Raw genomic sequence first — 20,915 nt, forward strand, 5'->3', positions numbered from 1 at the left:
AGCTTAATATAAGTTCAAATTATTATTTGAATTCACTGCCAAGGATGTGAATAGATGTTGGAGTTAAGGAAGACGATAAGTAGGGTATTTAATTATTGCGAAGATTCTACCATTCTTTTATGAAGAAATTTTAAGATGATTCAAAAGGTAACATGCCAGTTAAGAAGCGATTTGGTGGCTATCATCACCACAGACATGGGCATTGACACCATTAGAAATGATCCAATGAACACTCATTATTAGTGATAATTAATGCCTGATATCGTATGAAAATATTGAGTATACGAAGACAAGTACTTTTGTTATAACTTTATTAATTTTCCTTATCCTGCAGGCATTTTTTACATGGGTTTTTATTTCAATTTTCCACTTCTTTATCAAGCATTAGATTAGCCCCTTACTCATCATGGTTTATGAGGCTGAGTTTTTAGTTATTTTCCTCTTCAAGCTCACATAAGTTGAGGGCGGGAACAACTCATTTGGTGTGACATCTAATCCTTTAAGAATTTTTAGAAGATTTAAAATGGTTATATTGGCTTCGCCACGTTCCACAGTCCCGTAGTAACCCCGATTCATTTCGATGAAATTGGCAAAACCCTCTTGAGAAAAACCTTTCTCTTTTCTGATTTTGCGAATTTGCTTGCCTAGTACAATTAAGTCGGTTTGTTTTTTCATTCAAAAAGCATATGTGCTATGCTTCATATATAGCCACACGGTATGTCTATCATTTTTGAGTTTTGTTTAGGAAATGGTAATAAAATCCTATTTTGTTATTTTTAACATTGTTAATTTTTAACACGGTAAATAATCGTTATTTGAACTATATTGATACGATTAGGAGAAGAAAATAATACCTGACTCACTGGATAGTTATCAGGAATTAAAGTAGGTTAGAGTTCTTTAGTTAAATTGAGCGGACTCATGAGGAATTCATCTGTAGGTAAACCAATTTTAGTATTGAGAAATGACGTGCTACTTAATTAAAAGGGATTTAAAGATTTGTTTTATGCTGGAGACCATAGATGAAAGGTATCGTTTTTACCTCCTTAAATAACATGATTATAGAACAATTTGGCATAGAAACCTGGGACCAACTCGTATCCTCACTAGACCTTCCAAGTGGTGGAAGTTATACAGCAGGCGGCACTTACTCGGATACAGAACTTCAGCAATTGATTCAGGCCATTGCGAAGAGGACCAATCAGCACGCTTCTGTTTTTTTAGAGGCCTTTGGTGAATACATGTTTCCTATCTTATCGAGTAAGTACGCAATTTTTTTAAAAAAGGACATGACATTAAAAGAATTTTTAAAAAGCATTGATGGAACAATTCATGTGGAAGTAGAAAAGTTATACCCAGATGAAACATTACCTACCATTAGCTATGAAGAGCCTGCTGCAAAACAATTGGTTATGTTATATCGATCACATAGAAGGCTCTGCCATTTTGCAATAGGTCTCATCCAAGGAGCCGCTCAACATTTTAAAAAGAGAATTACCATTAAGCAGACTCACTGCATGTTAAAAAAAGATGATCATTGTCGTTTGGAGATTACCTTTGAGTAATGAGAACAAAGCAATATTTGAGCGCTCTTATTATCGCGAAAGAAAAGCACGCGAGGAAGCCGAATTATTGTTGGAAAATAAGACAAGGGAACTTCATTTACTGAACCAGGATTTGGAAAAAAAGAATGCTGAACTGCTAAAAACGCTAAAAGATTTAGAAAGCGTACAAAAGAAATTATCGAAATTAGCCCATTTTGATGTATTAAGCCGATTACCCAATCGATTGCAGTTTGAACTGGATTTAAAACGTGAGATTGCCAGGTCAAAAAGATACGGTCGTCATCTGGCTCTGTTAAGCATCGATTTGGATTTTTTTAAAAATGTGAATGATCGCTTTGGTCATGATGTCGGTGATGGTCTATTGCGTGAAGTAGCGAAGCGTCTTTGCTCAAGTCTTCGCGAAGAAGATTGTGTGGCTCGATTAGGAGGAGATGAGTTTGCTGTTATTTTGACAGAAATTAATAATCCACAACAGGCAAAATTAGTGGCCAATACTATGATTCAAAAGATGGGTCAACCATTCCTTATTAAAGGTCATACCGTCATGATTGGACTAAGTATAGGAATTGCTTACTTTCCTGATGCCGGTGAGGAGGCAGTAACCCTTCGTAAGAATGCCGATATTGCTTTATACAACGCCAAAGAATGTGGTCGAAATAATTGCCAAATCTTTACACCGTCTCTTAGAAAACAATATTCAAAACGCTTGGGAATAGGGACCGAGTTGCATCTTGCTTTGGAGCGACAAGAGTTTTTTCTCGTTTATCAGCCTCGGGTTGACTTAAAAACGAATTCTATGGTTGGGATGGAGGTCTTATTGCGTTGGCAACATCCCAAGCGAGGTGTTGTTTTTCCTGATGAATTCATTTCCGTTGCAGAGCATTTTAACTTGATTATTCCAATTGGTGAATGGGTCTTACGAACCGCGTGTAGGCAGTATGTGGATTGGAAAAAGAGTTACGCTCCTTTCAACTGCACCCTGGCGATTAATATTTCGCTTCATCAATTTCAACACAAAGGGTTTATTTCTTCTGTGAAGCACATTTTACAAGAATATCAAATGCCATCGGATTGGTTAGAGCTTGAAATTACGGAAGCAACGGCAGTCAATTTTTTGGGAAAGATTGAAGATACATTAAGTACGCTTCGCAATATGGGGGTAAAGCTTGCTTTTGATAATTTTGGCTCAGGCTATTCTTTTTTATCTCACTTAAAAAATTCACCAGTCCAATCCATCAAACTGAAACAAACCTTAATTGAAGATGCTCATCTCAGAGAAAATGATAATTTAATTATCAAATCGACGATTGCTTTGTCGCAAGAATTAGGATTGAATGTGGTGGTGGGTGGTGTCGAAACAGAAGAACAACTCAATTTTTTACGGTCAAGTCACTGTTTCGAAGTGCAAGGTTATTACAGCAGTAAACCGTTAACAGTAGGACAGATGACGCAATTTATCGAGGAAAGGAACTCCAAAGGGCTGTAGCTTTATGTTATTTCATTCCTATCAAAAAATAACACCAATTAGGTTACCAAAAATAATTTAGCCTAAAATGGATAAGTTAATAAGCCCCGCTTTATTGACCAAAATCTATGAGAAAATGTTTCTTGTAGGAAAGTAGGAGCGCTGTTTGGTCAAGGAGACAGCAAGGGGTGACTATTTAGCCTTTCTATTTCCGAAGAGAGACTCCTTAAACGGAATTGATGGGTTAAATCTTGTGCTATGCTGTATTATATCGTGTTGATTATAGGGCATAATGCCAGGGATGTCGTGGCCATGAAGAGATCAGAAAAACAATGTTGTCCTAAGGAAAGGATACTCACTCAGAGTCAAGAATTGCAAGAAGGGGTAGATTTCTCGTGTTGTGCACAGGCTGATAGAGGTACTTCCGATAACTTCTTTCCATTTTTCACTCGATTAGTGCAAGCCAACTTGGCTAAATGGACGGCAGGAATAAGTCCTGCTGCCATCGGCTCTTCTTATTCCACCTGGCTTTGGCAATTGGCCCAATCCCCTGGGGTTTTGTGGGAACTTGCTTTTTATCCGTTTTTTCATGCCAAGGATTGCATTAATAATATCGTTTGTGTTGAACGTGCTGCGGATGGTAAAGACGTGCGTTTTAAAAAAGACAGTTGGCAGCCCATGCCTTGGCGTTTATTCGCCGAAGGATTTTTGCAGATGGAGGATTGGTGGCGACGCGCCACAACGGACGTACCAGGATTGCCCAACCAGGTGGAACGTATTGTTTCGTTCTGGGCACGTCAATCCCTTGATGCCCTATCCCCTTCCAATTTTGTTTGGTCTAATCCTGATTTATTCCATGAAGCCAGGCGCACTGGGGGCCTTAATCTCATCCAAGGAGGCCAAATCGCATTCGAAGATTGGCTAGAAAAGCTAACCGGTGCACCACCTACAGGTTCTGAACATTTTATCCCTGGGAAACAAGTGGCTATTACCCCAGGGCGGGTGGTCTTTCAAAATCATTTAATTGAGCTCATTCAATATGAGGCCCAAACGAAAACAGTCTATAAAGAGCCGATACTTATCTTACCAGCCTGGATTATGAAATATTATATTCTCGATTTATCACCACATAACTCCTTAGTGAAGTGGCTCGTAAGTCAGGGGCACACCGTATATATCATTTCTTGGCGCAATCCTGACAAAGAGGACCAGGATTTGGGGATGGATGATTATTATCGGCAAGGAGCTATGGCTGCATTTGATGCGGTGTCGACCCTTTTGCCAGAAACTAAAATCAATCTGATGGGGTATTGTTTAGGGGGCACCCTGGCCATGATTACCGCAGCTGCGATGGTAAGAGACAAGGACGAACGTTTAAACAGCTTGACCCTCGTGGCAGCCCAAGGGGATTTTACTGAGGCTGGGGAATTAATGCTTTTTGTGACTGAAAGTCAAGTGGATTTTCTTAAAAGTATGATGAGGGAGCAAGGGTATCTGGATACCAAGCAAATGGCCGGTTCTTTTCAGATGTTGCGTGCTTATGACTTAATTTGGTCCAAAATGGTTCAAGATTACATGCATGGCATGCGGCGCGGGATGATTGATTTAACCGCTTGGAATGCGGATGCTACACGAATGCCTTATAAAATGCACAGCGAATACCTTGAAAAACTGTTTTTAAAGAATGATTTTGCCGAAGGGCGTTACACCGTTGAAGGAAAGCCGGTGGCTGCTGAAAATATTCAGTTGCCTGTTTTTGCGGTGAGCACTGAAAAAGACCATGTAGCCCCTTGGCAATCCGTCTATAAAATCCATCTTATGACAGAAGGGGATGTGACCTTTGTTCTCACTGGCGGTGGGCATAATGCGGGCATCATCAGTGAACCTGGCCACTCAGGACGTTCTTATCGTGTTCATGAGCATAAACAAGGCGAGGCTTACTTAAATCCTGGGAGCTGGCTTGCGATGGCAGAGAAGCGGGAGGGCTCCTGGTGGCAAGCATGGCATGCGTGGTTAGTCCAGCAAAACACTAAAAAACGCATTGCATCATCGGTCATGAATCCCTCACTGCCAGCGGCACCGGGAACTTATGTGCTTCAGAAGTAGAGCGTTCTTCTTGAACAATAAAACAGGAGTCAAGGACGGATGAAGAGTAAAAACGCTTGATTGTCGATTTTGCTAATCCGCATTCTATTGGTGCTGCTCAATAGGGCAATGAATTGGTCATTACTTATCAAAATTGAAAAACCAGGGAATAGGTACAAATTTTTAGCCCCCCATTTTCATGCCGCTGGATATTATTAAGCATCTGATAAAGCCGCACCCATTGCTGGGCAAATCCTTTATGTGGATGGCGGCTTTAAAATATAAACGCTCAATGGACTTTCGAGTGAGTTACATGTATTGCCCACCATTGACATCAAAATTGGCGCCGGTAATAAAACCACTTTGCTCTTCTGCAAGGAAAGCAACAACACGAGCAATTTCCTGGGGTTTGCCTAATCGTCCCACAGGAATTTGAGCAACAATCGCTTCTAAAATGTCATCCCTCAGAGAAGCAAGCATCTCGGTATTAATATAGCCAGGGGAGATGGTATTCACTGTGATGCCTTTCTTTGCGACTTCTTGTGCCAGACTTTTGGTAAAACCGTATAATGCGGATTTAGTGGCCGCGTAATTACACTGGCCAAATTGACCTTTGCGTCCATTAACGGAAGAAATGGTGATGATACGTCCATAACTATTATCCAACATGGTGGATATCACGGTTTTCGTCATATTAAAGACACTATTTAAATTGGCATGGATGACATTCTGCCATTGTTCTTGAGTCATCTTTTTCAAAGTGGCATCGTTTGTAACACCGGCATTATTCACTAGAATATCGATCTTGCCGTATTTTTCGATGACCAATTCGGTCACTTTCTCACAATCATTGAAGGAAGAAATATCGGCGTAGACAATGTCGATATCAAAGCCTTGCATGGCCTGTTTTTTCTGCCATTCTTTCGCCAAATCATGATTGCCTTGTTTAAAATAACAGGCAATGACTTGATAATCTAACTTTTGCATTTCCTGGCATATGGCAGTACCAATACCACCAGTGCCCCCTGTGACTAAAGCAACTCGTTGATTCACTTCTTTCCTCCTTGATGGTTTCATACAGTAAAAAAATAAGTGTTATTGTCATCAGAACGGTTTTGCCTAGATCTAATAGTGGTCATTTATTAGATAACTTCTACTTCCTCGGCCTGAGGTCCTTTCTGTCCTTTTCCCATTTTAAAAAGAACAGTTGCCCCATCAGGAAGTGTTTTAAAGCCGTCACTTTGAATTGAACTAAAGTGGACAAAGTAGTCTTTGCCACTGCTTTCAATAAAACCAAAACCCTTGTCTTTATTAAACCATTTGACTTTACCACGAATTTTATTGGCCATTTTTGTTTATTTCCTTATAATCAAGCAGGTTACATAGTGTCATGCCACGTTGTTCTTTTTGTCAATACTTGTTAACCAGAGAGCTCTTAGTGATTTAATGGATTGAATCAGTGGACTCTCCAGTGTTTCCCTTTGTTTTTTTCAATGAAACCACTTTATCACATTGAATCTCAATGGTATTTGTTTTAGCAGCAGATACTCCCCAACATCGTATTCTTTTTCCCTCTTTCTCGATGAATAGCACGTGAATAACCAAATTTTTCCCATAAGTGTTGTCGATGGTGATGCCTTGAGTCTCATTCGTTTTTGTCAGGAGTCTTCCCAGTGAATTGCCACTACGGTGGAACTCTATTAATACTTCAGTATTGGATAAGGAAACATTGTTTATTTTGGAGTCTTTGTGGTATTTGATGTGATAGGATTGCAAGCCAGCATAGGCATTGAGTGTCGTGCAGGAAAAAATTGCCGCAAAAGTAATTTTAAGAAGAACTATTTTTTTTATTTTAAATGACTTGATATCGTTCATGTGATTCCTATCCTTATCTTTGTCCATGTACTTTTACTATTTTGTGTCATAAAATTTTTACATGCCCAATCTTTAATAGCAAACGGATTATCTGCTTAGACGTTGCACTTCTAACCTTAATATGTATAATTCTCAAAAAATTTACATTTCATTAAAATTTAAAGGCATCCATTAAATGGCTCATATAAGCAAATTTTTACCCCAATCTATTGAAGAGGCAAGTAAAATAACCACCGATCCTTTTAAAATTGGAGACCGTGTATATTTTGTAAATGATCAAACAAATGAAACATGGACAATTGTGAATTTTTCATTGAGCTCTATTGATAAAAAACCCGTGGCTATTCTCAGAAGCGATACTTTTGATACCTATTCTTCCCTGGGAAATATCAAATTAATTTGTTAATTGGGCTGATTTCAAAATTAATCAGCTAAATGCTTTACCCAATCAGCAAAAGCCTCATCTTCGAACTGATAAGTTCCAAAATCAATTTTAGTAATCAAATTTTTATTCGATAATCTTCTTAGTGCATTATGAGTGGTATTTTTATTAACACTATCAATTCCAAGGGCTTCACCGAGTTTTTGCAAAGCTAGTTTTCCATGTAAGTCACTTATTCCATTGGCAATCATTGACATTATTATTTTATCGGCCGGCAATAACGTTTCCCATTGACGCTTAAAATTATCATCACTAAATACCCTGCTTTTAGTAGCCGCTAAAGCTGCAGCCGTGCCCTCCTCCGGATTACTTAAATAGTATTCTATGTATCTTCGAAAAAACTCAGGAGTCTTCTTCAGTTTTTCAAATGCATCAAGAGCGTCATGAATACTCATTGGGTATTTCGATATTTTATTTACCCTTTCGACCATAGCCAATACGAAATCTTTTCCTAATAATTCGAAGGGTTCTAGAGGCGCCCAGTTATAAAATGGCTCTGATGCAACCCCAAACATACGTCTTAGAGTGGTTTCCGAACTGCCAGCAAAAATTACTTTTATACGCTCTTTCCTGATATCCAATGCTGCTCTTAGAGCATGAGCAAAATGAGAGTTCTCTTCATATGCCAAAACTTGGGCTTCATCTATTACCAAAATCATTTGATCTTTTGTTTTATCGAAAGCATTCATTGCTTCCATTAATAAAGTACTGGTTCCTTTTTTTGTTTCTGCTAAATCTGTCTCAAGAGTCCTTTCCCCTAGACCTGTAATTTTTCCTGAGGCCTTAACTTTTTTAATATTTATAGGCTTGTTTAAACTGGTCCAAATTTTATTAAATCCTTTTGGCTCAATTGTCTTATAAAATTCGGAAACCAAAGCTGTTGCAGGATCAATTTCTAATTCCCAAAGATTACTATAGACGACAATATAACCTGCCTTTTGAGCTGCAGGTATAAAATCTTGTTTCAAAAATTCGGTTTTTCCCATTCTTCGTCTAGCAAATAATCCTCGGGCAGAGGTTAGACCTATTTCAAATAGATCGAGATATTTTTTAGCTAGTTCGGGGCGGGCATAATGCCAATTGTTGTGTTTTTTCATAAGTTCTTAATAATTCTTAAAGGATTTAAGAATTATTCTATAGGATAGCCTAATCATTAACAATGAAAGTCTTAAAAATTCTTATCGTATTTAAGACTTTTTAAGAATTATCAGAAGTGTCTTAGTATGTGCATAAACCTTCGTGGTCTATTTCTTGCTTTAGAAAATGTTTACTTTTGGGTTGATTGAATCTCAAACATTTTCTTTATAATCGATATATCCTTTAAGGATCAAATATAGACTCTTATTCGCAAAATGTCCTAAACAATTTGTCATTTAATGTATTTGCTACATTGCTACACGACCATCAAATCATTGAAACCTGATGGATAAAATTATCCATTAAATCATAGGGTAATTCGGTTTTTTCTGTTATAAATCCGATTAATTAATTGTAGCAAAACTCGTGCTACTGTATTGCTACATAACGCTACACTAAGAACACCGAAAAAACACATCCTGAAATAGGCAAAAGAGGGTGTCCTCAGTTGTGGCTTGGGTTTCTTCATGTTTTGTTTTTTTAAGTTCTTTTGTTTTTTGCAAAGAGTTCCTTATTTATAATAATTTTCTATAAATAAGGAAAATGGCAGAAACAAGACGTGATCCAGTGAAATTTATTAATCTCTGAAATTGTAGCGATATGTAGCATTTATGTAGCAATATATTGCTACATAAATGCATTCATTTTGATGCGATGAATATTGTTATGATCCTTGTGAACACTGTATTATCTGATCAATATAGGTATGCTCGTTTGTCAACGAGTAGCAAAAGTAGCATGGTGCTCAATGGGTGAATATTAGAATAACGTTTAAATCAAGGGGAAGTTAATGCCTTCTGAAAAATCTCGGTACCTTAACAGAGGACCTAAATCACCTGTGGATATGCATCAGCTGAAAAAGTATTTAAACTCTTTTACTAAAGAACATTTGGCTGAAATTGTTCTTTTAAATGCACAATATAATTCTGTCTTATGGAGGGCTTTAAGTGCATCTATTGGAATGCGACTTGCCAATGGAGACTGGGAAGAGATAAAGAAAGCCATTGACTATGCATTTTATTTCCCTGAGTACATCCGTTATACAGAAAATGGGTATGGATTCATTATTTATGAAATGATTAATGCGCTTGAGTTCTTGTATAAAGATAGAGACAAGCAATTTATTTTGCAGGTTGCTGATTATATGTTTGAGCAGGCAGAACAGGCTCTTGAATCTTTTGAAGAAGGTTGGGATTGGACTTGTGCATTAGAAAGCCTTAAAGACTGGATAAGAAATAAAAAATCAAATGTAAATGAAGGTGTAACTTAATAGAATTAACACAGAAAAAACAACTTTTATCTCATTGGCTTTCTCCTAAATGAAAGGGATCGCAAGCAGGCGCACAATCGTGAAAGAGATGTTGCTTAAAATTTTTTCTTAGGGATACTTAAATAATCTTTTGATTCAACTTCCCTAATCCCCTTTATAAATTTCGTGATGATTGACCTTTTATTATAAAAAGCACTATAATTAAGTCATAATAAAGGTATTTATTTAGGTCATTAAAATGCAAACTTTATATGCAACACAAGTCGCTAGCATTAGCGAATTAAAGAAAAATCCCACAAAACTTATTAATGATGCGCATGGGATGCCCGTGGTGATTCTTAACCATAATGTAGCTGCTGCTTATTTAATTCCAGCAGAAACTTTTGAAAAACTGATGGATGCTGTTGACGAAAGCGAGCTAAAAAGCATTGTAGAACAACGCCTTTCAGAGCCCTTTACGCCAGTTAAGGTTGCGCTTGATGATCTATGAGTTACATTTCCATCCGCTTGCGTTAAAAGAATGGAAGAAACTATCGAAGGAGTTGCAGGAACAGTTTAAAAAACTATTAAAACGGCGACTGGAAAATCCGCATGTTATTTCTGCCAAACTTAGTGGCCATCTTAAAGATTGCTATAAGATAAAATTGCATCAGGCTGGCTATAGATTGGTCTACCAAGTTAACGATAATAAAATGATTCTCCTTGTTGTTGCTGTAGGCAAGCGAAACAAAAATAAAGTCTATGAGTCAGCAGAAGATAGGACTTAAGCTGATGATGAATAGGGTATTTGATGGTGTGCACCTGAAGTGATTCTTAAAAATAACAACTACAGAAACTTGCTAATTTAACTTAGTTTATGCAATCAATTTGATGACTGGATTAATGGTCGTTTTAACAGGTTTAAAAAAATTATTATATCTATTGACCTTGCCGTTACGTCAACCCTTATCGTGTATGTTGTCAATTAGAGGAGAGCAAAATGGCATACACGATTAATCAATTGGCGAGGCTTTCAGGGGTCAGTACCCGCACTCTGCGATTCTATGATGAAATTGCTTTATTAAAACCTGCCTACTATGGTGGCAATCAATATCGTTATTACAAAGAAGAGCAGCTGCTTATGTTACAGCAGATTTTATTTTTTCGTGAGCTTGGTTTTCCTCTAAATGATATCCAACAGATTATGAGTAGTGATGATTTTGATAAAATAGAATCATTAAAAAGACATAAATCTGCTTTGGAATCTAGTCTTGAACGAACAGCAACGCTCATCAAGACGATTGATAAAACCATTTCACATTTAAGAGGAAAAATAATTATGCGTGATGCGGAAATGTATGATGGCTTCGATCCCATCAAACAACAAGAGCACGAAAAATATATGCTCGAAACAGGAGTGATATCACAAAAGCAAATTGATGATAGTTGGACGCGTGTTTCTCACTGGAAAAAATCAAATTGGGAACAGTTTAAAAATGCGGGTGAAAAGCTTAATCTTGAGCTGGCCAATGCATTAGCAAAAGGAGTTAGGACTGATTCGGATGAGGTTCAGGCATTAATCCAAGAACATTACGATTGGGTTAATAATTTTTGGACACCAACAAAGGAGACATATTTAGGACTTGGAAAAATGTACCTGGACCATCCAGATTTTCGATTATTTTATAATAAATATCACCCTGGTTTGGTTGATTATTTGGTAGCTGCTATGAGAGTTTTTGCTGAACGTAAGCTATCGTGATCATCTTGCTCTGCTGATAGAAGCATCAGTAGAGCACTATCTTTCTGGGAAATTATTATGAATACCAAAATTTGCTTTACTAATTCTACTATTCTGTTAAACGATGGCAGAACACTTGGATATGCTGAGTTTGGAGATCCAAAAGGAGAGGTAGTTTTTTATTTTCATGGACTTCCAGGTTCTAGGCTTGAGGCTGGGCATTGGGAAAATATAGCATGTTTAAATCATTATCGATTAATTAGTATTGATAGACCAGGAATGGGTTTATCTTCTAAACATCCAACGCGCACTATTCTTTCATGGGCTGATGATGTTGAGGCTCTTGCCAATTACTTAGGTATCCCTAAATTTTCTATTATAGGTCACTCTGGTGGAGCTCCTTTTGTTGCAGGATGTGGATATAAAATACCTCATCGGTTAAATAAAATAGCGATTGTCTCAGGTATGGGGCCTTTTGAAATACCTGAGGCTACAGCAAGTCTAGGACGAGGACAGCGGTTTATAAATAAAATGATTAAAGCAATACCCCCAATTGCTACCGTCATGGTAAATCTCATGTTTTTGATGCTGAAAAAACCCGGGATATTAAAAAAAATGACGAGTAAAATGTCAGAGGTAGATCAGCGTATTTTAGGTGACACAGAAGCTGGTGATTTATTTATCCAATCATCGTTAGAGGCTTTTAAAGGTGGTATTACAGGCGTATCTCAAGAAATTCAATTAAGCCTAAAGCCTTGGGGATTTGATATGAGCCATATAAAGTGCCCTGTTGTCATTTGGCAAGGTAGATTAGATAAACAAGCTCCGTTAGCTCATGCCAATCTTTATGCAAAATTAATCCCTAACGCCTCACTAAAAGTTTTGGATCATGAAGGACATATCTCGTTGCTCATTAACCATGGTGAGAAAATTTTGCGCAGTGTTCGTGAATAAAATTTTGCATCGTCGCTACTATTTTAGGTTACAACCGTATTGGAAGTAACGATCGTGATAAAAGTGGCATACAAGAGAACATTTTTATTTATATTAGAGCGTTAGATTCAACGATTTTCCCCCAATTTCACAATTGTCGCTATTGCCTGTAAGATAAACGTAGCCCATCGTTTTAAGTTCTGTTTGCAATCCCAATAAATTATAAAACTGCTCACATTCAGCAAGTTTATTAACTGCTAGGGCTATATGTCCCAAACTGGCATTTTTGGGTAACATTTTTTAGGTCCTTATTTGAATGTAAGTTGGTTCATATTGGAAGCATTGTTTATTATTAGATACTCTCAACCCGAAACGCTTGATAAGAAGGTGATTCATAGGGATGAGCCTTCTTTAAGGCCGCAACAGCCACTGTGATTTGCTCTTCAGTACAGATAATTTCTACTTTATATTCAGGTACTCTTTCAAGCTGATTGATTTCCCCAATAAAAGCATGGCTTCCAGGTAATGGCATAAATTGCCCCTCACCCAATGTTTGCCAAGCACAATGCTGATAATGATCAACACTCCCTGCGCCTGTAGCAAAAATAGCATTTTTAACAATTTCTAAATGGGTTTCTGGAACACAAAAACAAAGCATGTACATGATATCACCTATGGGGAAATTAATTCTGATTTCCAAGAATCTTCTATCTTCGTATAGCGAATTACTTCAGAAAAAGAAATAGAGCCGACCGTGTAGAAAATCCATGTTTCTGGGATAAAGCGAAAACCGAAATAATACTCGCTCATAGGGATAGGAAGTCCTGCAAATTGATCACTCAATTCTTTTTTCCTGGTTTCCAATTGGTTTAAATCTTTAATGACAAGTCCTGAAGTAGGAGCATAAGCAGAGAATCTCAATTGGCGTTCACGAGGAAGAGTACTCCAAAAAGCTTCATTTTCTTCTTGAGAAATGGGGATTGCTGTACCTTCTAAAATAACTTGTCGGTTCTGCATCGCAAATAAAAAATTTAAACAGGATTTAGGGTTATTTAATAATTCAGCAACCTTGCGTGTTTTTTGCTGCGTAAAAAATAAAAGACTCTCTGTTTCAATTTCCCGAATGGCCACCACTCGACTATGAGGTTCGCTAGAGCTGCTACAAGTACTTAAAACAGCACAGGAAGGATCCTCAATCCCCCTTTCTTTTTCCTTGTTCAACCATTCTTTTAGCATGTTAAAGGGCACGAGTTTCTCCTGTAAATTGGTGTGATAAAGTTAAAAGTATTAAACAAAACTCATGTTGGCACTTTGCATGCGCGTGGATTCACTTCCACCATCGTTTTTGAACCTGATTTTACAATGCGTATTTGATTGTGCTCCACTAATAATTCAACCGCTTGGTCGCGTTTTATTTTATCTCGCAATGGACTTAATTGTTGAATAGTTCGTAAGGTTGTTGAACTAATATTTTTTTCAATAAACCAGTCCATAAGTTTTAGGGCATCGGAAAACTGCAAAGAAACGGTTTCAGTAGGCATAATTCGTCGTGCTTCTTGCAAATGCCAACTAATTATTTCAATGGCATTTTCGGTATGCTCTACACCAATATCCCCATGGCGTCCTTCAAAAAGATGAAAGAGTGCTGCAAGCCGCGCTGTATTTTCAGCGGCCTTTGACGCGAAATCAACGACATCGACCCACTGGCCTTGAGGTTTTAACCCAGCTTCCACTGCATTAAAAAATAAAATCCATTGTTGTTTTGCGGCCATACTCATTTTCAACAATGGAAGTTGAATACAACCTTGATGGCTTAATTGTTCTGACTGGTTTAAGCAGGCAGTGACGCGTTGCTCATAATGGGTTAGAGAATGTAAAGAGGCAGGCGGCTCTTGGTAAAATCGATTTCCCATACTATTGGCAGGATAAGCCATAAGGCAACGAGCTAAAAAACCGCTTTGTCGGCTAATACCGGATGCTTGCTTGGTAAGTTGTTGTAAGATAAGCGGTTGCATCATCAAGTTAAGTGTTAAACGCCGATTTTCAATGGTAAATCCTTGCGTTGTCTTACGATGTGCTGTGAACGTCTTACCGTCCCACAAACGATTAAGCAATGCTACAAAACGAGTTGGATTGCCTTGCATGCTATGGCTACCCAAGATGATGCCTGCCTCATCAGACCATAAGGATGCAGAAGGCCAACCTTGGGCTAAATGAATAGCCAGTGCTTCTTGGGTAGCATCTTCAAAATAAAGAGTGGGTTGCAAAGGAATTTCCGGTTCTTGATGAATTAACTCATCAAGCATTTCTTTGGCATAATCCGAGTCTTCTCCCGTATAGGTTGCACGTTTGATTTGGGAGAATAAACTGTCTTTTTCCATTTGCCATACTTGGTGTTGCGTTAGCGCTGACAACACTTCAGGTTCGCGCCTTTTACGAATAAGTGTTTCCCAGTGACGCGCTGCCCTCGAAAAAACATTATCTGCAGCAGTTTTTCGGGTGCCAGAGCCGCTGGCAATTAAAAAATAAAGCGATACAGGACTAATTAAATAGTTGTCTCGCGCTACATTGGCAAGTGATTGACATGATAAAGACATGTTAGCCAAGGCGCTGCATGCAATCAAAGGCAGAGGTTGCTGTCCATATTGTTGATAGTCTACTACGGCTTTTTTAACAATTGAGGGAAGTGCCTCAACTGGGTAAGGACAGTCAGGGGCTAAGATTGGGGAAAGTGGAATAGGTTGTCCCCATGTAATGCTTTGATGTAGATTATTTTTAATCTCTAATTCATTCTGTTCAATAGTCATTGTTTTAGAGGATAAAGTTTTGGTTTTCGATTTTACCAGTAGCCTCAGTATGATGTAAAATTAGTGGCTGAAATATACTGATGATGCTAAATACTGGCTCTATGGCGATTCGGATATAGCGCTTCTATTAAAAATTGTTAGGGTCTAGATGATTGTAAAATGTGTACGAGCTGGTGTCCATGAATTAAAACAGATCAATGAGTTAATGTATCGCTCAAAATCTTATTGGGGATATGATAAAGCATTTATGGATAAATTCATGCAGCTTTTTCAAATGACCACAGACTATCTTGAAAAAAATACAGTGCAACTTTTTTGTGAAAGAAATACTGAAAAACCCGAAAAGGTGATGGGTTTTTATAGTTTTAGCATCAGAAATAAAGAGTCTGAACTGGATAATTTTTTTATTGATCTAGATTATATTGGTAAAGGCTTCGGTAAAAAAATGTGGTCTATGATGGTAGAAGATTTTAAATCAAATGGTGTTAGTAGATTCAAATTATGGAGCGATCCTGGTGCTGAACCATTTTACAAGAAAATGGGATGCATCAAAATTGGTGTTAAAAAATCTCCTATGATGCCAAATAGATATCCCATTATTTTTGAGTATAAGATTTGAAGAAGTTTTTTTCATTTTACTCTGGAGTAATGTGGTTTTTTTGAGCAACCCAAACAGTTGCTTCCCCACAATCAGGATCCCTAATGTTATGTACAAGGACTTTAAAATGGCACTTTAGAAGAATTTGAGTATATTCTTCAGACGAAAGGGATGCATGATATAAATCATATCCCCCATTATCACCCCAGACTTCCCCGTACTCGGGTCCGGAAGTAAATATTAATAAACCATTTTGCTCTACCAAAGAAGCAAGAGATTTTAATGTTTTTCGTTGATCATCATGAGGTAAATGAAAGAAACTATGCCAGGCAATGACCGCATCGAATTTCTCTTGTAAATCTAAAGTTCTCATATCAGCAAGTAGCCATTTTGCATCTGGGAATCTTATCTTGTATTGCTCAATCATTTTTTGACTTGCATCAATGCCCGTTACTTTATATCCTTGTTTAATTAAAAATTGTGCTATGGGTTCGCCTGTACCGCAGCCATCCGATATTTCAACTGAACAAAACCACCGCCAATACATTTGGTTTCAAGATGCTCCAGTTCAATGTCTTGTGTCAAATGTACAAATAATGAACGACCAGAACCTAGCAAGACTGGTGCGATGGTTATTGTTATTCATGGATTAAATTCGCGGCTATAAAATTTTGGACAGTTATTCCTCCATCAATATAAAGATGCTTAAATCCTTCATCAGTTAACCGCTTAACGAGCTCGATGGGTGTTTCGGAAGATGCTGAAACATATTTTAAATGAGCAGGGATTTCTATAGGTTTGCTACTCATCACTATGACAGGAAGCTCACCATAAGGCCAAGGGTCGAATGATAAGACTTTCTCAAAAGAATGCCTCCCCATAATGAGTCCATCGACCGTAGATATGAACTCTTTATAACCACCATCCTCACCTGGGGGCACAAGCTCATTTGCTTTCATTAGCCAATCAATAGAACCATTATCTCTTGCAATAAAGCCATCAAGACTTGTAGCAATAAATACAGAACATTTAGCAAACATCATCATTTATCCTTTGTATACAGACTTATTGATTGAGCTCATGCAGTGTAATAGCATTTCCTTCAGAATCGATGATAATTGCCATTCTACATACGGGTGATGAAAAAGTATCCAATTTGAATGTTACCCCATTCTTTTTTAATTGTTGCGTTAAGGAATCCAAACCTTCCACTTCAAAAGCAATACTACCCCCGGACACAGCACTTGGTTTAACACCTTCCGCAAGGGTTGTGATTGCAAAGCATCCGCCTTGGGGTAAGTCGTACTCTATCCAATGACCATTCGCAGATATTTTGCTAGGTATTAAACCAAGATTTTTTTTATAAAAATCCATCGCTCGATCTAAATTTTCGACAGGATACATGGTAAACGCTACTTTTTTAACATGGTTTCTCCTTTAAATAATTTTTCCCATTATTATAAGCTCACATGCGCCCAAATGTCGTCATGGTGAAAATGATCGATTATTTATCGAAGCGGTTTGCTGGATTATCAGGACTGGCGCGCCTTGGAGAGATTTGCCACCTGATTATGGAAAATGGCAAAGTGTTTATGGTCGCTATAATCGATGGGTTAAAAATGGACATTTCAATGGAATACTTGAAATTTTAAAAAAAAGATGGCGATCACGAATGGCACATGATGGATGGTAGCGTTATTCGAGCACATCAACATGCGGCTGGAGCTCAAGGCGGCCAAGAGAAACAAGCACTAGGCCGAAGCAAAGGTGGTTTTAGCTCAAAAATCCATGTAAAGGTTGATTCTTTTGGATTGCCTTTGAGTTTTATTTTAACACCTGGACAAGACAGTGAGATAAAAACAGCAAAGGAATTGCTCGGTGATGAACTATCCGAGTATTTATTAGCCGATAAGGCTTATGATAGCAATGAATTTCGCGGGGAGTTGAAAAATAGAGGAATCACGGCGGTCATCCCATCCAAAAAGAATCGCATCATACCTATAGAGCATGATACACATATATACAAAGAGCGTAATTACGTTGAGCGTTTTTTTAATCGAGTCAAAAGTTTTAGGAGAATTGCTACACATTATGATAAAACAGCTATCATGTTTCTAGGAGCACTAACTCTAGTAAGTATTATATTGTGGCTGAAACTTTAAAAACACGCCCTAGTATTAAAGTGCCATTGTTACCTAAAAATAAATTTTTTTAAAGAATTCACTCTAGACATTGAATAGAACTATTTGTTTTTCTAGCAGTATTTGGAAAATTAATTACTAATAAAGAAAGACTTTGGTTATCTATCTGTATGAAAATACTATAACAACTTTATGTCACATGAACATCATGTATTTATTCAAGCATTTTTGGGACCCTTTTATTAAAAGTTCACGAGAAGTTTTCAAAGAAATTTTTGGCTGGGTATTTATTGTGTGGGATATTTTGCGATTATCTGCCTTTATTAGCCTCTATTTTACAGAAAGGAGGTTCTAGTTCACATTTGCTCCGTTTCTGTAACTTAAGCATTCAAATTCTTAATGCTAACTATATGAAAACAAATTATTTTGTTAAAATAAGCGCTAACTTTTGATGGTAAGTGGTAGGTAACAGGATCCCATTACTGAGATCCCGTCCCATAAGAACGTAGCGTGAAACTTTCGCCTCACTACGCTCAAGCCTTTTTAAAGCCAACTTCGGTTGACCCAGCTATCTTGCTTCACTTGGTGCTTATTTTATCATGGCTGGTTGTTTCGATCCCATCCTGGTAGCTTTTAGATAGCGTGTACGCTTTTCAAAGTATTCAGTGAAACGAGGATCGTAGGGTGTAGCTTCAGCCTTGATTTTAATATGCCTTCTCACAGGAACAGCACTTGCTTTGAATAAGTCTACATAGGACCTGATGCTGTTAGTGTTTGAGATTTTCGCAGAGAAAATCCAGTTTCTTAATCCCTGACTACGGAAGTACTTTCTTTTTCTCCATGAACCACTTTTCGTCGGGTGTCTGCGATGAATCCAATCCCACAAGGCTTGCCAGATACAGTTATCGACATAGCCAAACGTCTTCTTGGCACAGCTGAAACGATGATAGTTAGCCCATCCTCGAATTTTTGGATTCAATAGATAGATTAAATTCTCTGTTTTTGCTGTGGGGTTGGCTTTGATAGTCTCTCTGATGTCGTTCAAGAAAGTTTTCACACTTTTCTTCGAAGGCTTGGTGATGCATTTGCCTTTATATTTTCGTACATTAGTGCTAAGAAAATCAAAGCCGTCATCAATATGAGTGATCTTGGTTTTCTCTTGTGAGAGTTCCAAGCCTCGCTCAAGCAGAAATGACTCTACCACTGGCTTCACCTTTGTTTCTAGAACTTCTTTCGAAGCACCCGTTATGATAAAGTCATCGGCATAGATGCTAAGATGTACTTTATCTTTGCGTTTGGATATGGCGTTAAGTACGGCCTGTTCCAATCCGCTAAGCGTTAGAACCAAAAGTGTGGGGGAAGCAAGCCCCCCTTGTGGTGTGCCGGATTCTGTTTGATGAGAGACGCCCTTGTCAATGTAGCCAGCCGATAGCCATTTACTCAGAATCTCTTTGTCCATCGGAATATTATCCCGCAGCCAATCATGGGAGATTTTGTCAAAACAAGATTTAATGTCCGCTTCCAATATCCATTTGGATGAGCCTTTGAAGACTAAAGCATGATGACATGCTTCCAAGGCATCAGCCGCAGATCGTTTTGGGCGAAATCCGTAGCTGTTTTTATCCGCCTTAAATTCAGCGATTGGTTCCAGAGCAAGCAAATGTAGAGCTTGCATTGCCCGGCACTTCATCGTTGGAATTGAAAGCGGCCTTAAGCGTCCATCTTTCTTTGGAATATAAATCCGTCTGAGCGGTTGGGTTTGATAACCCTTCCGTGTTAGTGACTGGGCAGCCTTCATCTTTTGTTGCGGTGTTTTCCAAATGATTTTATCAACCCCGGGAGTTTTTCCCCCTTGGTTTTGTACAACTCGCTTCACGGCTATTAACTTGGCATGAAATGAGTGCGTCAGTATCCATTGCAACGATTTGACTTTGCCATGGCGACCTTCGCTGATAGCTTTCGCAATACGCATTTGCAGTCGATTTACTTCAGTCTCTATGATTTTCCAATTAATGGAATCCCATCCTTCGGAAGTTGGGGATGCACCAGTCAGCAATTTTACTGCTGCCGTCATTTGCTTTTCCTCATGCTATCGATTCTTCAAATTATCTTGCGTTAAAAGACCAGTCAGCTGTCTGCTCACTTTCGTGCCTGATAATGTTCCAATCAGTATCTCTATCATTACAGTAGAGCATTCGCTTTTGCTGACCTCCTACATCCGCACAACCATAGGTGAATCTTACGATGCACTGTCCTTTACAGGAGTTGGACGGAGTTACCACGTTCCACTTAACCAACAGAATGGGTTAGGTTCCTTCTTATCCGCCGGCAATCTTATTATCCGTGAAAGCAGGATAGACCAGCCTACTTTCTTAATTGCAGTACCATTTTGGTTAGAGCCTGTCAGCACTTTTGGCTCCTCGGATCTCACGACGTTTATATAAAGGTTTACGTTATATTAACCATACCATTCATCTCTAGTTCCTCTCCGCTCTAGTGCTAGCAGATTCGATTTACCTTCACAGGTTCCTCTACGGTTTCCCGTGGTTACATTGTCCCCAGAGCTTCATACCACCAAATTACTTCGATTGCATGTCTGGGTAGAGAACTGCTGACGGAACAGCAGGTTGCCTTCAGATGGCTGTCTGAGACAACAGTTTGTTAAGCGACATCGTGTCGCACGGCCTAGCGCTCCGGAACTTGCGCCCTGATGCAAAAATCTAAAATATTAGATTGGAAAATCTCTTATGACGTCATTATATTTATCTTGTGCATGCTAAGCCTTCCTTGGATTTAAAAAACAGGCAGCATTGCAGGCATCAGCTGATTCGTGATGGCTCTTGGGATAAGGATAGAGGATGTCAAGTCTTAAATTTC

At 38.3% G+C, this 20,915-nt stretch carries 24 protein-coding genes and 1 pseudogene; 12 read left to right on the forward strand and 13 right to left on the reverse strand.

Features of this window, described 5'->3' with window-relative positions:
* Positions 1–411 precede the first annotated feature (411 nt).
* Entirely contained in the window at positions 412–675 is a 264-nt protein-coding gene (locus tag GH742_RS14860; RefSeq protein ID WP_015961459.1) for a helix-turn-helix domain-containing protein, read from the reverse strand.
* 347 nt (positions 676–1,022) lie between these two features.
* Between GH742_RS14860 and GH742_RS14865 the strand changes: the two genes are divergently transcribed.
* The 3 genes from GH742_RS14865 to GH742_RS14875 all read left to right on the forward strand — a co-directional run bounded on the left by GH742_RS14865 (position 1,023) and on the right by GH742_RS14875 (position 5,136).
* Complete coding sequence (locus GH742_RS14865; RefSeq protein WP_021460711.1) at positions 1,023–1,565, forward strand: heme NO-binding domain-containing protein; 543 nt, start codon at positions 1,023–1,025, stop codon at positions 1,563–1,565.
* The gene (locus tag GH742_RS14870) at positions 1,531–3,051 is read left to right on the forward strand and encodes a bifunctional diguanylate cyclase/phosphodiesterase (protein ID WP_031297987.1); all 1,521 of its coding nucleotides are present in this window, start codon (positions 1,531–1,533) and stop codon (positions 3,049–3,051) included. Before GH742_RS14865 ends, GH742_RS14870 begins: the two co-directional genes overlap by 35 nt.
* Before the next feature lie 291 nt (positions 3,052–3,342).
* The gene (locus tag GH742_RS14875) at positions 3,343–5,136 is read left to right on the forward strand and encodes an alpha/beta hydrolase (protein WP_031297984.1); all 1,794 of its coding nucleotides are present in this window, start codon (positions 3,343–3,345) and stop codon (positions 5,134–5,136) included.
* Positions 5,137–5,424: 288 nt separating this feature from the next.
* On the opposite strand, the gene phbB is transcribed toward GH742_RS14875, so the two are convergent.
* From phbB to GH742_RS14890, 3 genes are all read right to left on the reverse strand, one after another.
* Positions 5,425–6,168: an acetoacetyl-CoA reductase gene (gene phbB, locus GH742_RS14880; RefSeq protein WP_021460714.1), complete on the reverse strand. Its 744-nt coding sequence runs from the start codon at positions 6,166–6,168 to the stop codon at positions 5,425–5,427.
* An 89-nt stretch (positions 6,169–6,257) separates the two neighbouring features.
* Positions 6,258–6,464: a cold-shock protein gene (locus GH742_RS14885; RefSeq protein ID WP_021460715.1), complete on the reverse strand. Its 207-nt coding sequence runs from the start codon at positions 6,462–6,464 to the stop codon at positions 6,258–6,260.
* A 94-nt stretch (positions 6,465–6,558) separates the two neighbouring features.
* A complete protein-coding gene (locus tag GH742_RS14890) occupies positions 6,559–6,990 on the reverse strand; it encodes a hypothetical protein (RefSeq protein ID WP_021460579.1) in 432 nt (143 codons plus the stop codon).
* A 175-nt stretch (positions 6,991–7,165) separates the two neighbouring features.
* Here GH742_RS14890 and GH742_RS14895 point away from each other — a divergent pair, with 175 nt between their 5' ends.
* Positions 7,166–7,396 (forward strand): hypothetical protein, encoded by a 231-nt coding sequence (locus tag GH742_RS14895; RefSeq protein ID WP_021460580.1) that lies wholly within the window; start codon positions 7,166–7,168, stop codon positions 7,394–7,396.
* Between the two features lie 17 nt (positions 7,397–7,413).
* Here GH742_RS14895 and GH742_RS14900 read toward each other — a convergent pair whose 3' ends face one another.
* Complete coding sequence (locus GH742_RS14900; RefSeq protein ID WP_021460581.1) at positions 7,414–8,529, reverse strand: hypothetical protein; 1,116 nt, start codon at positions 8,527–8,529, stop codon at positions 7,414–7,416.
* Between the two features lie 830 nt (positions 8,530–9,359).
* Between GH742_RS14900 and GH742_RS14905 the strand changes: the two genes are divergently transcribed.
* The 5 genes from GH742_RS14905 to GH742_RS14925 all read left to right on the forward strand — a co-directional run bounded on the left by GH742_RS14905 (position 9,360) and on the right by GH742_RS14925 (position 12,513).
* Complete coding sequence (locus GH742_RS14905; protein ID WP_021460582.1) at positions 9,360–9,839, forward strand: hypothetical protein; 480 nt, start codon at positions 9,360–9,362, stop codon at positions 9,837–9,839.
* 238 nt (positions 9,840–10,077) lie between these two features.
* Positions 10,078–10,329 carry a type II toxin-antitoxin system Phd/YefM family antitoxin gene (locus GH742_RS14910; protein ID WP_011212545.1) on the forward strand — a complete coding sequence of 84 codons (252 nt, stop codon included), beginning with the start codon at positions 10,078–10,080 and terminating at the stop codon, positions 10,327–10,329.
* The gene (locus GH742_RS14915) at positions 10,319–10,606 is read left to right on the forward strand and encodes a type II toxin-antitoxin system RelE/ParE family toxin (RefSeq protein WP_011212544.1); all 288 of its coding nucleotides are present in this window, start codon (positions 10,319–10,321) and stop codon (positions 10,604–10,606) included. Before GH742_RS14910 ends, GH742_RS14915 begins: the two co-directional genes overlap by 11 nt.
* A gap of 212 nt (positions 10,607–10,818) precedes the next feature.
* A complete protein-coding gene (locus GH742_RS14920) occupies positions 10,819–11,580 on the forward strand; it encodes a MerR family transcriptional regulator (protein ID WP_011212543.1) in 762 nt (253 codons plus the stop codon).
* 57 nt (positions 11,581–11,637) lie between these two features.
* Positions 11,638–12,513 carry an alpha/beta fold hydrolase gene (locus GH742_RS14925; RefSeq protein ID WP_011212542.1) on the forward strand — a complete coding sequence of 292 codons (876 nt, stop codon included), beginning with the start codon at positions 11,638–11,640 and terminating at the stop codon, positions 12,511–12,513.
* 93 nt (positions 12,514–12,606) lie between these two features.
* Here the strand turns inward: GH742_RS14925 and GH742_RS14930 are convergent, their stop codons facing one another.
* Genes GH742_RS14930 through GH742_RS14945 form a run of 4 tightly spaced genes read right to left on the reverse strand, consistent with a single transcriptional unit; the run spans position 12,607 to position 15,299 of the window.
* Positions 12,607–12,789 carry a hypothetical protein gene (locus GH742_RS14930; RefSeq protein WP_011212541.1) on the reverse strand — a complete coding sequence of 61 codons (183 nt, stop codon included), beginning with the start codon at positions 12,787–12,789 and terminating at the stop codon, positions 12,607–12,609.
* 55 nt (positions 12,790–12,844) lie between these two features.
* Complete coding sequence (locus GH742_RS14935; protein WP_025520126.1) at positions 12,845–13,156, reverse strand: hypothetical protein; 312 nt, start codon at positions 13,154–13,156, stop codon at positions 12,845–12,847.
* An 8-nt stretch (positions 13,157–13,164) separates the two neighbouring features.
* Positions 13,165–13,740: a pyridoxal 5'-phosphate synthase gene (locus GH742_RS14940; protein ID WP_021582681.1), complete on the reverse strand. Its 576-nt coding sequence runs from the start codon at positions 13,738–13,740 to the stop codon at positions 13,165–13,167.
* Positions 13,741–13,790: 50 nt separating this feature from the next.
* Positions 13,791–15,299, reverse strand: a complete 1,509-nt coding sequence (locus GH742_RS14945) for a YfjI family protein (protein ID WP_021460635.1) — start codon at positions 15,297–15,299, stop codon at positions 13,791–13,793.
* 148 nt (positions 15,300–15,447) lie between these two features.
* Between GH742_RS14945 and GH742_RS14950 the strand changes: the two genes are divergently transcribed.
* A complete protein-coding gene (locus tag GH742_RS14950) occupies positions 15,448–15,918 on the forward strand; it encodes a GNAT family N-acetyltransferase (RefSeq protein ID WP_021582682.1) in 471 nt (156 codons plus the stop codon).
* A 16-nt stretch (positions 15,919–15,934) separates the two neighbouring features.
* On the opposite strand, the gene GH742_RS14955 is transcribed toward GH742_RS14950, so the two are convergent.
* The 3 genes and pseudogenes from GH742_RS14955 to GH742_RS14965 form a co-directional block, all read right to left on the reverse strand.
* Positions 15,935–16,444, reverse strand: a complete 510-nt coding sequence (locus GH742_RS14955) for a trans-aconitate 2-methyltransferase (protein WP_021460632.1) — start codon at positions 16,442–16,444, stop codon at positions 15,935–15,937.
* Positions 16,381–16,937: pseudogene (locus tag GH742_RS14960) on the reverse strand (dihydrofolate reductase family protein). The gene GH742_RS14955 and the pseudogene GH742_RS14960 overlap by 64 nt, the downstream one beginning before the upstream one ends.
* Before the next feature lie 25 nt (positions 16,938–16,962).
* Positions 16,963–17,301, reverse strand: a complete 339-nt coding sequence (locus tag GH742_RS14965; RefSeq protein WP_021460631.1) for a VOC family protein — start codon at positions 17,299–17,301, stop codon at positions 16,963–16,965.
* Positions 17,302–17,428: 127 nt separating this feature from the next.
* Between GH742_RS14965 and GH742_RS14970 the strand changes: the two genes are divergently transcribed.
* Complete coding sequence (locus GH742_RS14970; protein ID WP_370569568.1) at positions 17,429–17,590, forward strand: transposase; 162 nt, start codon at positions 17,429–17,431, stop codon at positions 17,588–17,590.
* On the forward strand, positions 17,577–18,059 hold the full coding sequence (locus GH742_RS14975) for an IS5 family transposase (RefSeq protein ID WP_058393156.1): 483 nt from the start codon (positions 17,577–17,579) through the stop codon (positions 18,057–18,059). The genes GH742_RS14970 and GH742_RS14975 overlap by 14 nt, the downstream gene beginning before the upstream one ends.
* A 568-nt stretch (positions 18,060–18,627) precedes the next feature.
* On the opposite strand, the gene ltrA is transcribed toward GH742_RS14975, so the two are convergent.
* A complete protein-coding gene (gene ltrA / locus GH742_RS14980) occupies positions 18,628–20,112 on the reverse strand; it encodes a group II intron reverse transcriptase/maturase (protein WP_021460628.1) in 1,485 nt (494 codons plus the stop codon).
* Between the last annotated feature and the right edge of the window lie 803 nt (positions 20,113–20,915).

It is taken from the genome of Legionella sp. MW5194, assembly GCF_016864235.1.
In the GTDB taxonomy this organism is placed as follows: domain Bacteria; phylum Pseudomonadota; class Gammaproteobacteria; order Legionellales; family Legionellaceae; genus Legionella_C.

What these genes read in the sequence shown, in the direction of transcription:
- GH742_RS14860 (WP_015961459.1), bottom strand. Translation starts at nt 675, where the DNA reads ATGAAAAAACAAACCGACTTAATTGTACTAGGCAAGCAAATTCGCAAA.
- GH742_RS14865 (WP_021460711.1), top strand. Translation starts at nt 1,023, where the DNA reads ATGAAAGGTATCGTTTTTACCTCCTTAAATAACATGATTATAGAACAA.
- GH742_RS14870 (WP_031297987.1), top strand. Translation starts at nt 1,531, where the DNA reads ATGATCATTGTCGTTTGGAGATTACCTTTGAGTAATGAGAACAAAGCA.
- GH742_RS14875 (WP_031297984.1), top strand. Translation starts at nt 3,343, where the DNA reads ATGAAGAGATCAGAAAAACAATGTTGTCCTAAGGAAAGGATACTCACT.
- GH742_RS14885 (WP_021460715.1), bottom strand. Translation starts at nt 6,464, where the DNA reads ATGGCCAATAAAATTCGTGGTAAAGTCAAATGGTTTAATAAAGACAAG.
- GH742_RS14890 (WP_021460579.1), bottom strand. Translation starts at nt 6,990, where the DNA reads ATGAACGATATCAAGTCATTTAAAATAAAAAAAATAGTTCTTCTTAAA.
- GH742_RS14895 (WP_021460580.1), top strand. Translation starts at nt 7,166, where the DNA reads ATGGCTCATATAAGCAAATTTTTACCCCAATCTATTGAAGAGGCAAGT.
- GH742_RS14900 (WP_021460581.1), bottom strand. Translation starts at nt 8,529, where the DNA reads ATGAAAAAACACAACAATTGGCATTATGCCCGCCCCGAACTAGCTAAA.
- GH742_RS14905 (WP_021460582.1), top strand. Translation starts at nt 9,360, where the DNA reads ATGCCTTCTGAAAAATCTCGGTACCTTAACAGAGGACCTAAATCACCT.
- GH742_RS14910 (WP_011212545.1), top strand. Translation starts at nt 10,078, where the DNA reads ATGCAAACTTTATATGCAACACAAGTCGCTAGCATTAGCGAATTAAAG.
- GH742_RS14915 (WP_011212544.1), top strand. Translation starts at nt 10,319, where the DNA reads ATGATCTATGAGTTACATTTCCATCCGCTTGCGTTAAAAGAATGGAAG.
- GH742_RS14920 (WP_011212543.1), top strand. Translation starts at nt 10,819, where the DNA reads ATGGCATACACGATTAATCAATTGGCGAGGCTTTCAGGGGTCAGTACC.
- GH742_RS14925 (WP_011212542.1), top strand. Translation starts at nt 11,638, where the DNA reads ATGAATACCAAAATTTGCTTTACTAATTCTACTATTCTGTTAAACGAT.
- GH742_RS14930 (WP_011212541.1), bottom strand. Translation starts at nt 12,789, where the DNA reads ATGTTACCCAAAAATGCCAGTTTGGGACATATAGCCCTAGCAGTTAAT.
- GH742_RS14935 (WP_025520126.1), bottom strand. Translation starts at nt 13,156, where the DNA reads ATGTACATGCTTTGTTTTTGTGTTCCAGAAACCCATTTAGAAATTGTT.
- GH742_RS14945 (WP_021460635.1), bottom strand. Translation starts at nt 15,299, where the DNA reads ATGACTATTGAACAGAATGAATTAGAGATTAAAAATAATCTACATCAA.
- GH742_RS14950 (WP_021582682.1), top strand. Translation starts at nt 15,448, where the DNA reads ATGATTGTAAAATGTGTACGAGCTGGTGTCCATGAATTAAAACAGATC.
- GH742_RS14955 (WP_021460632.1), bottom strand. Translation starts at nt 16,444, where the DNA reads ATGTATTGGCGGTGGTTTTGTTCAGTTGAAATATCGGATGGCTGCGGT.
- GH742_RS14965 (WP_021460631.1), bottom strand. Translation starts at nt 17,301, where the DNA reads ATGTATCCTGTCGAAAATTTAGATCGAGCGATGGATTTTTATAAAAAA.
- GH742_RS14975 (WP_058393156.1), top strand. Translation starts at nt 17,577, where the DNA reads ATGATGGATGGTAGCGTTATTCGAGCACATCAACATGCGGCTGGAGCT.
- ltrA (WP_021460628.1), bottom strand. Translation starts at nt 20,112, where the DNA reads ATGACGGCAGCAGTAAAATTGCTGACTGGTGCATCCCCAACTTCCGAA.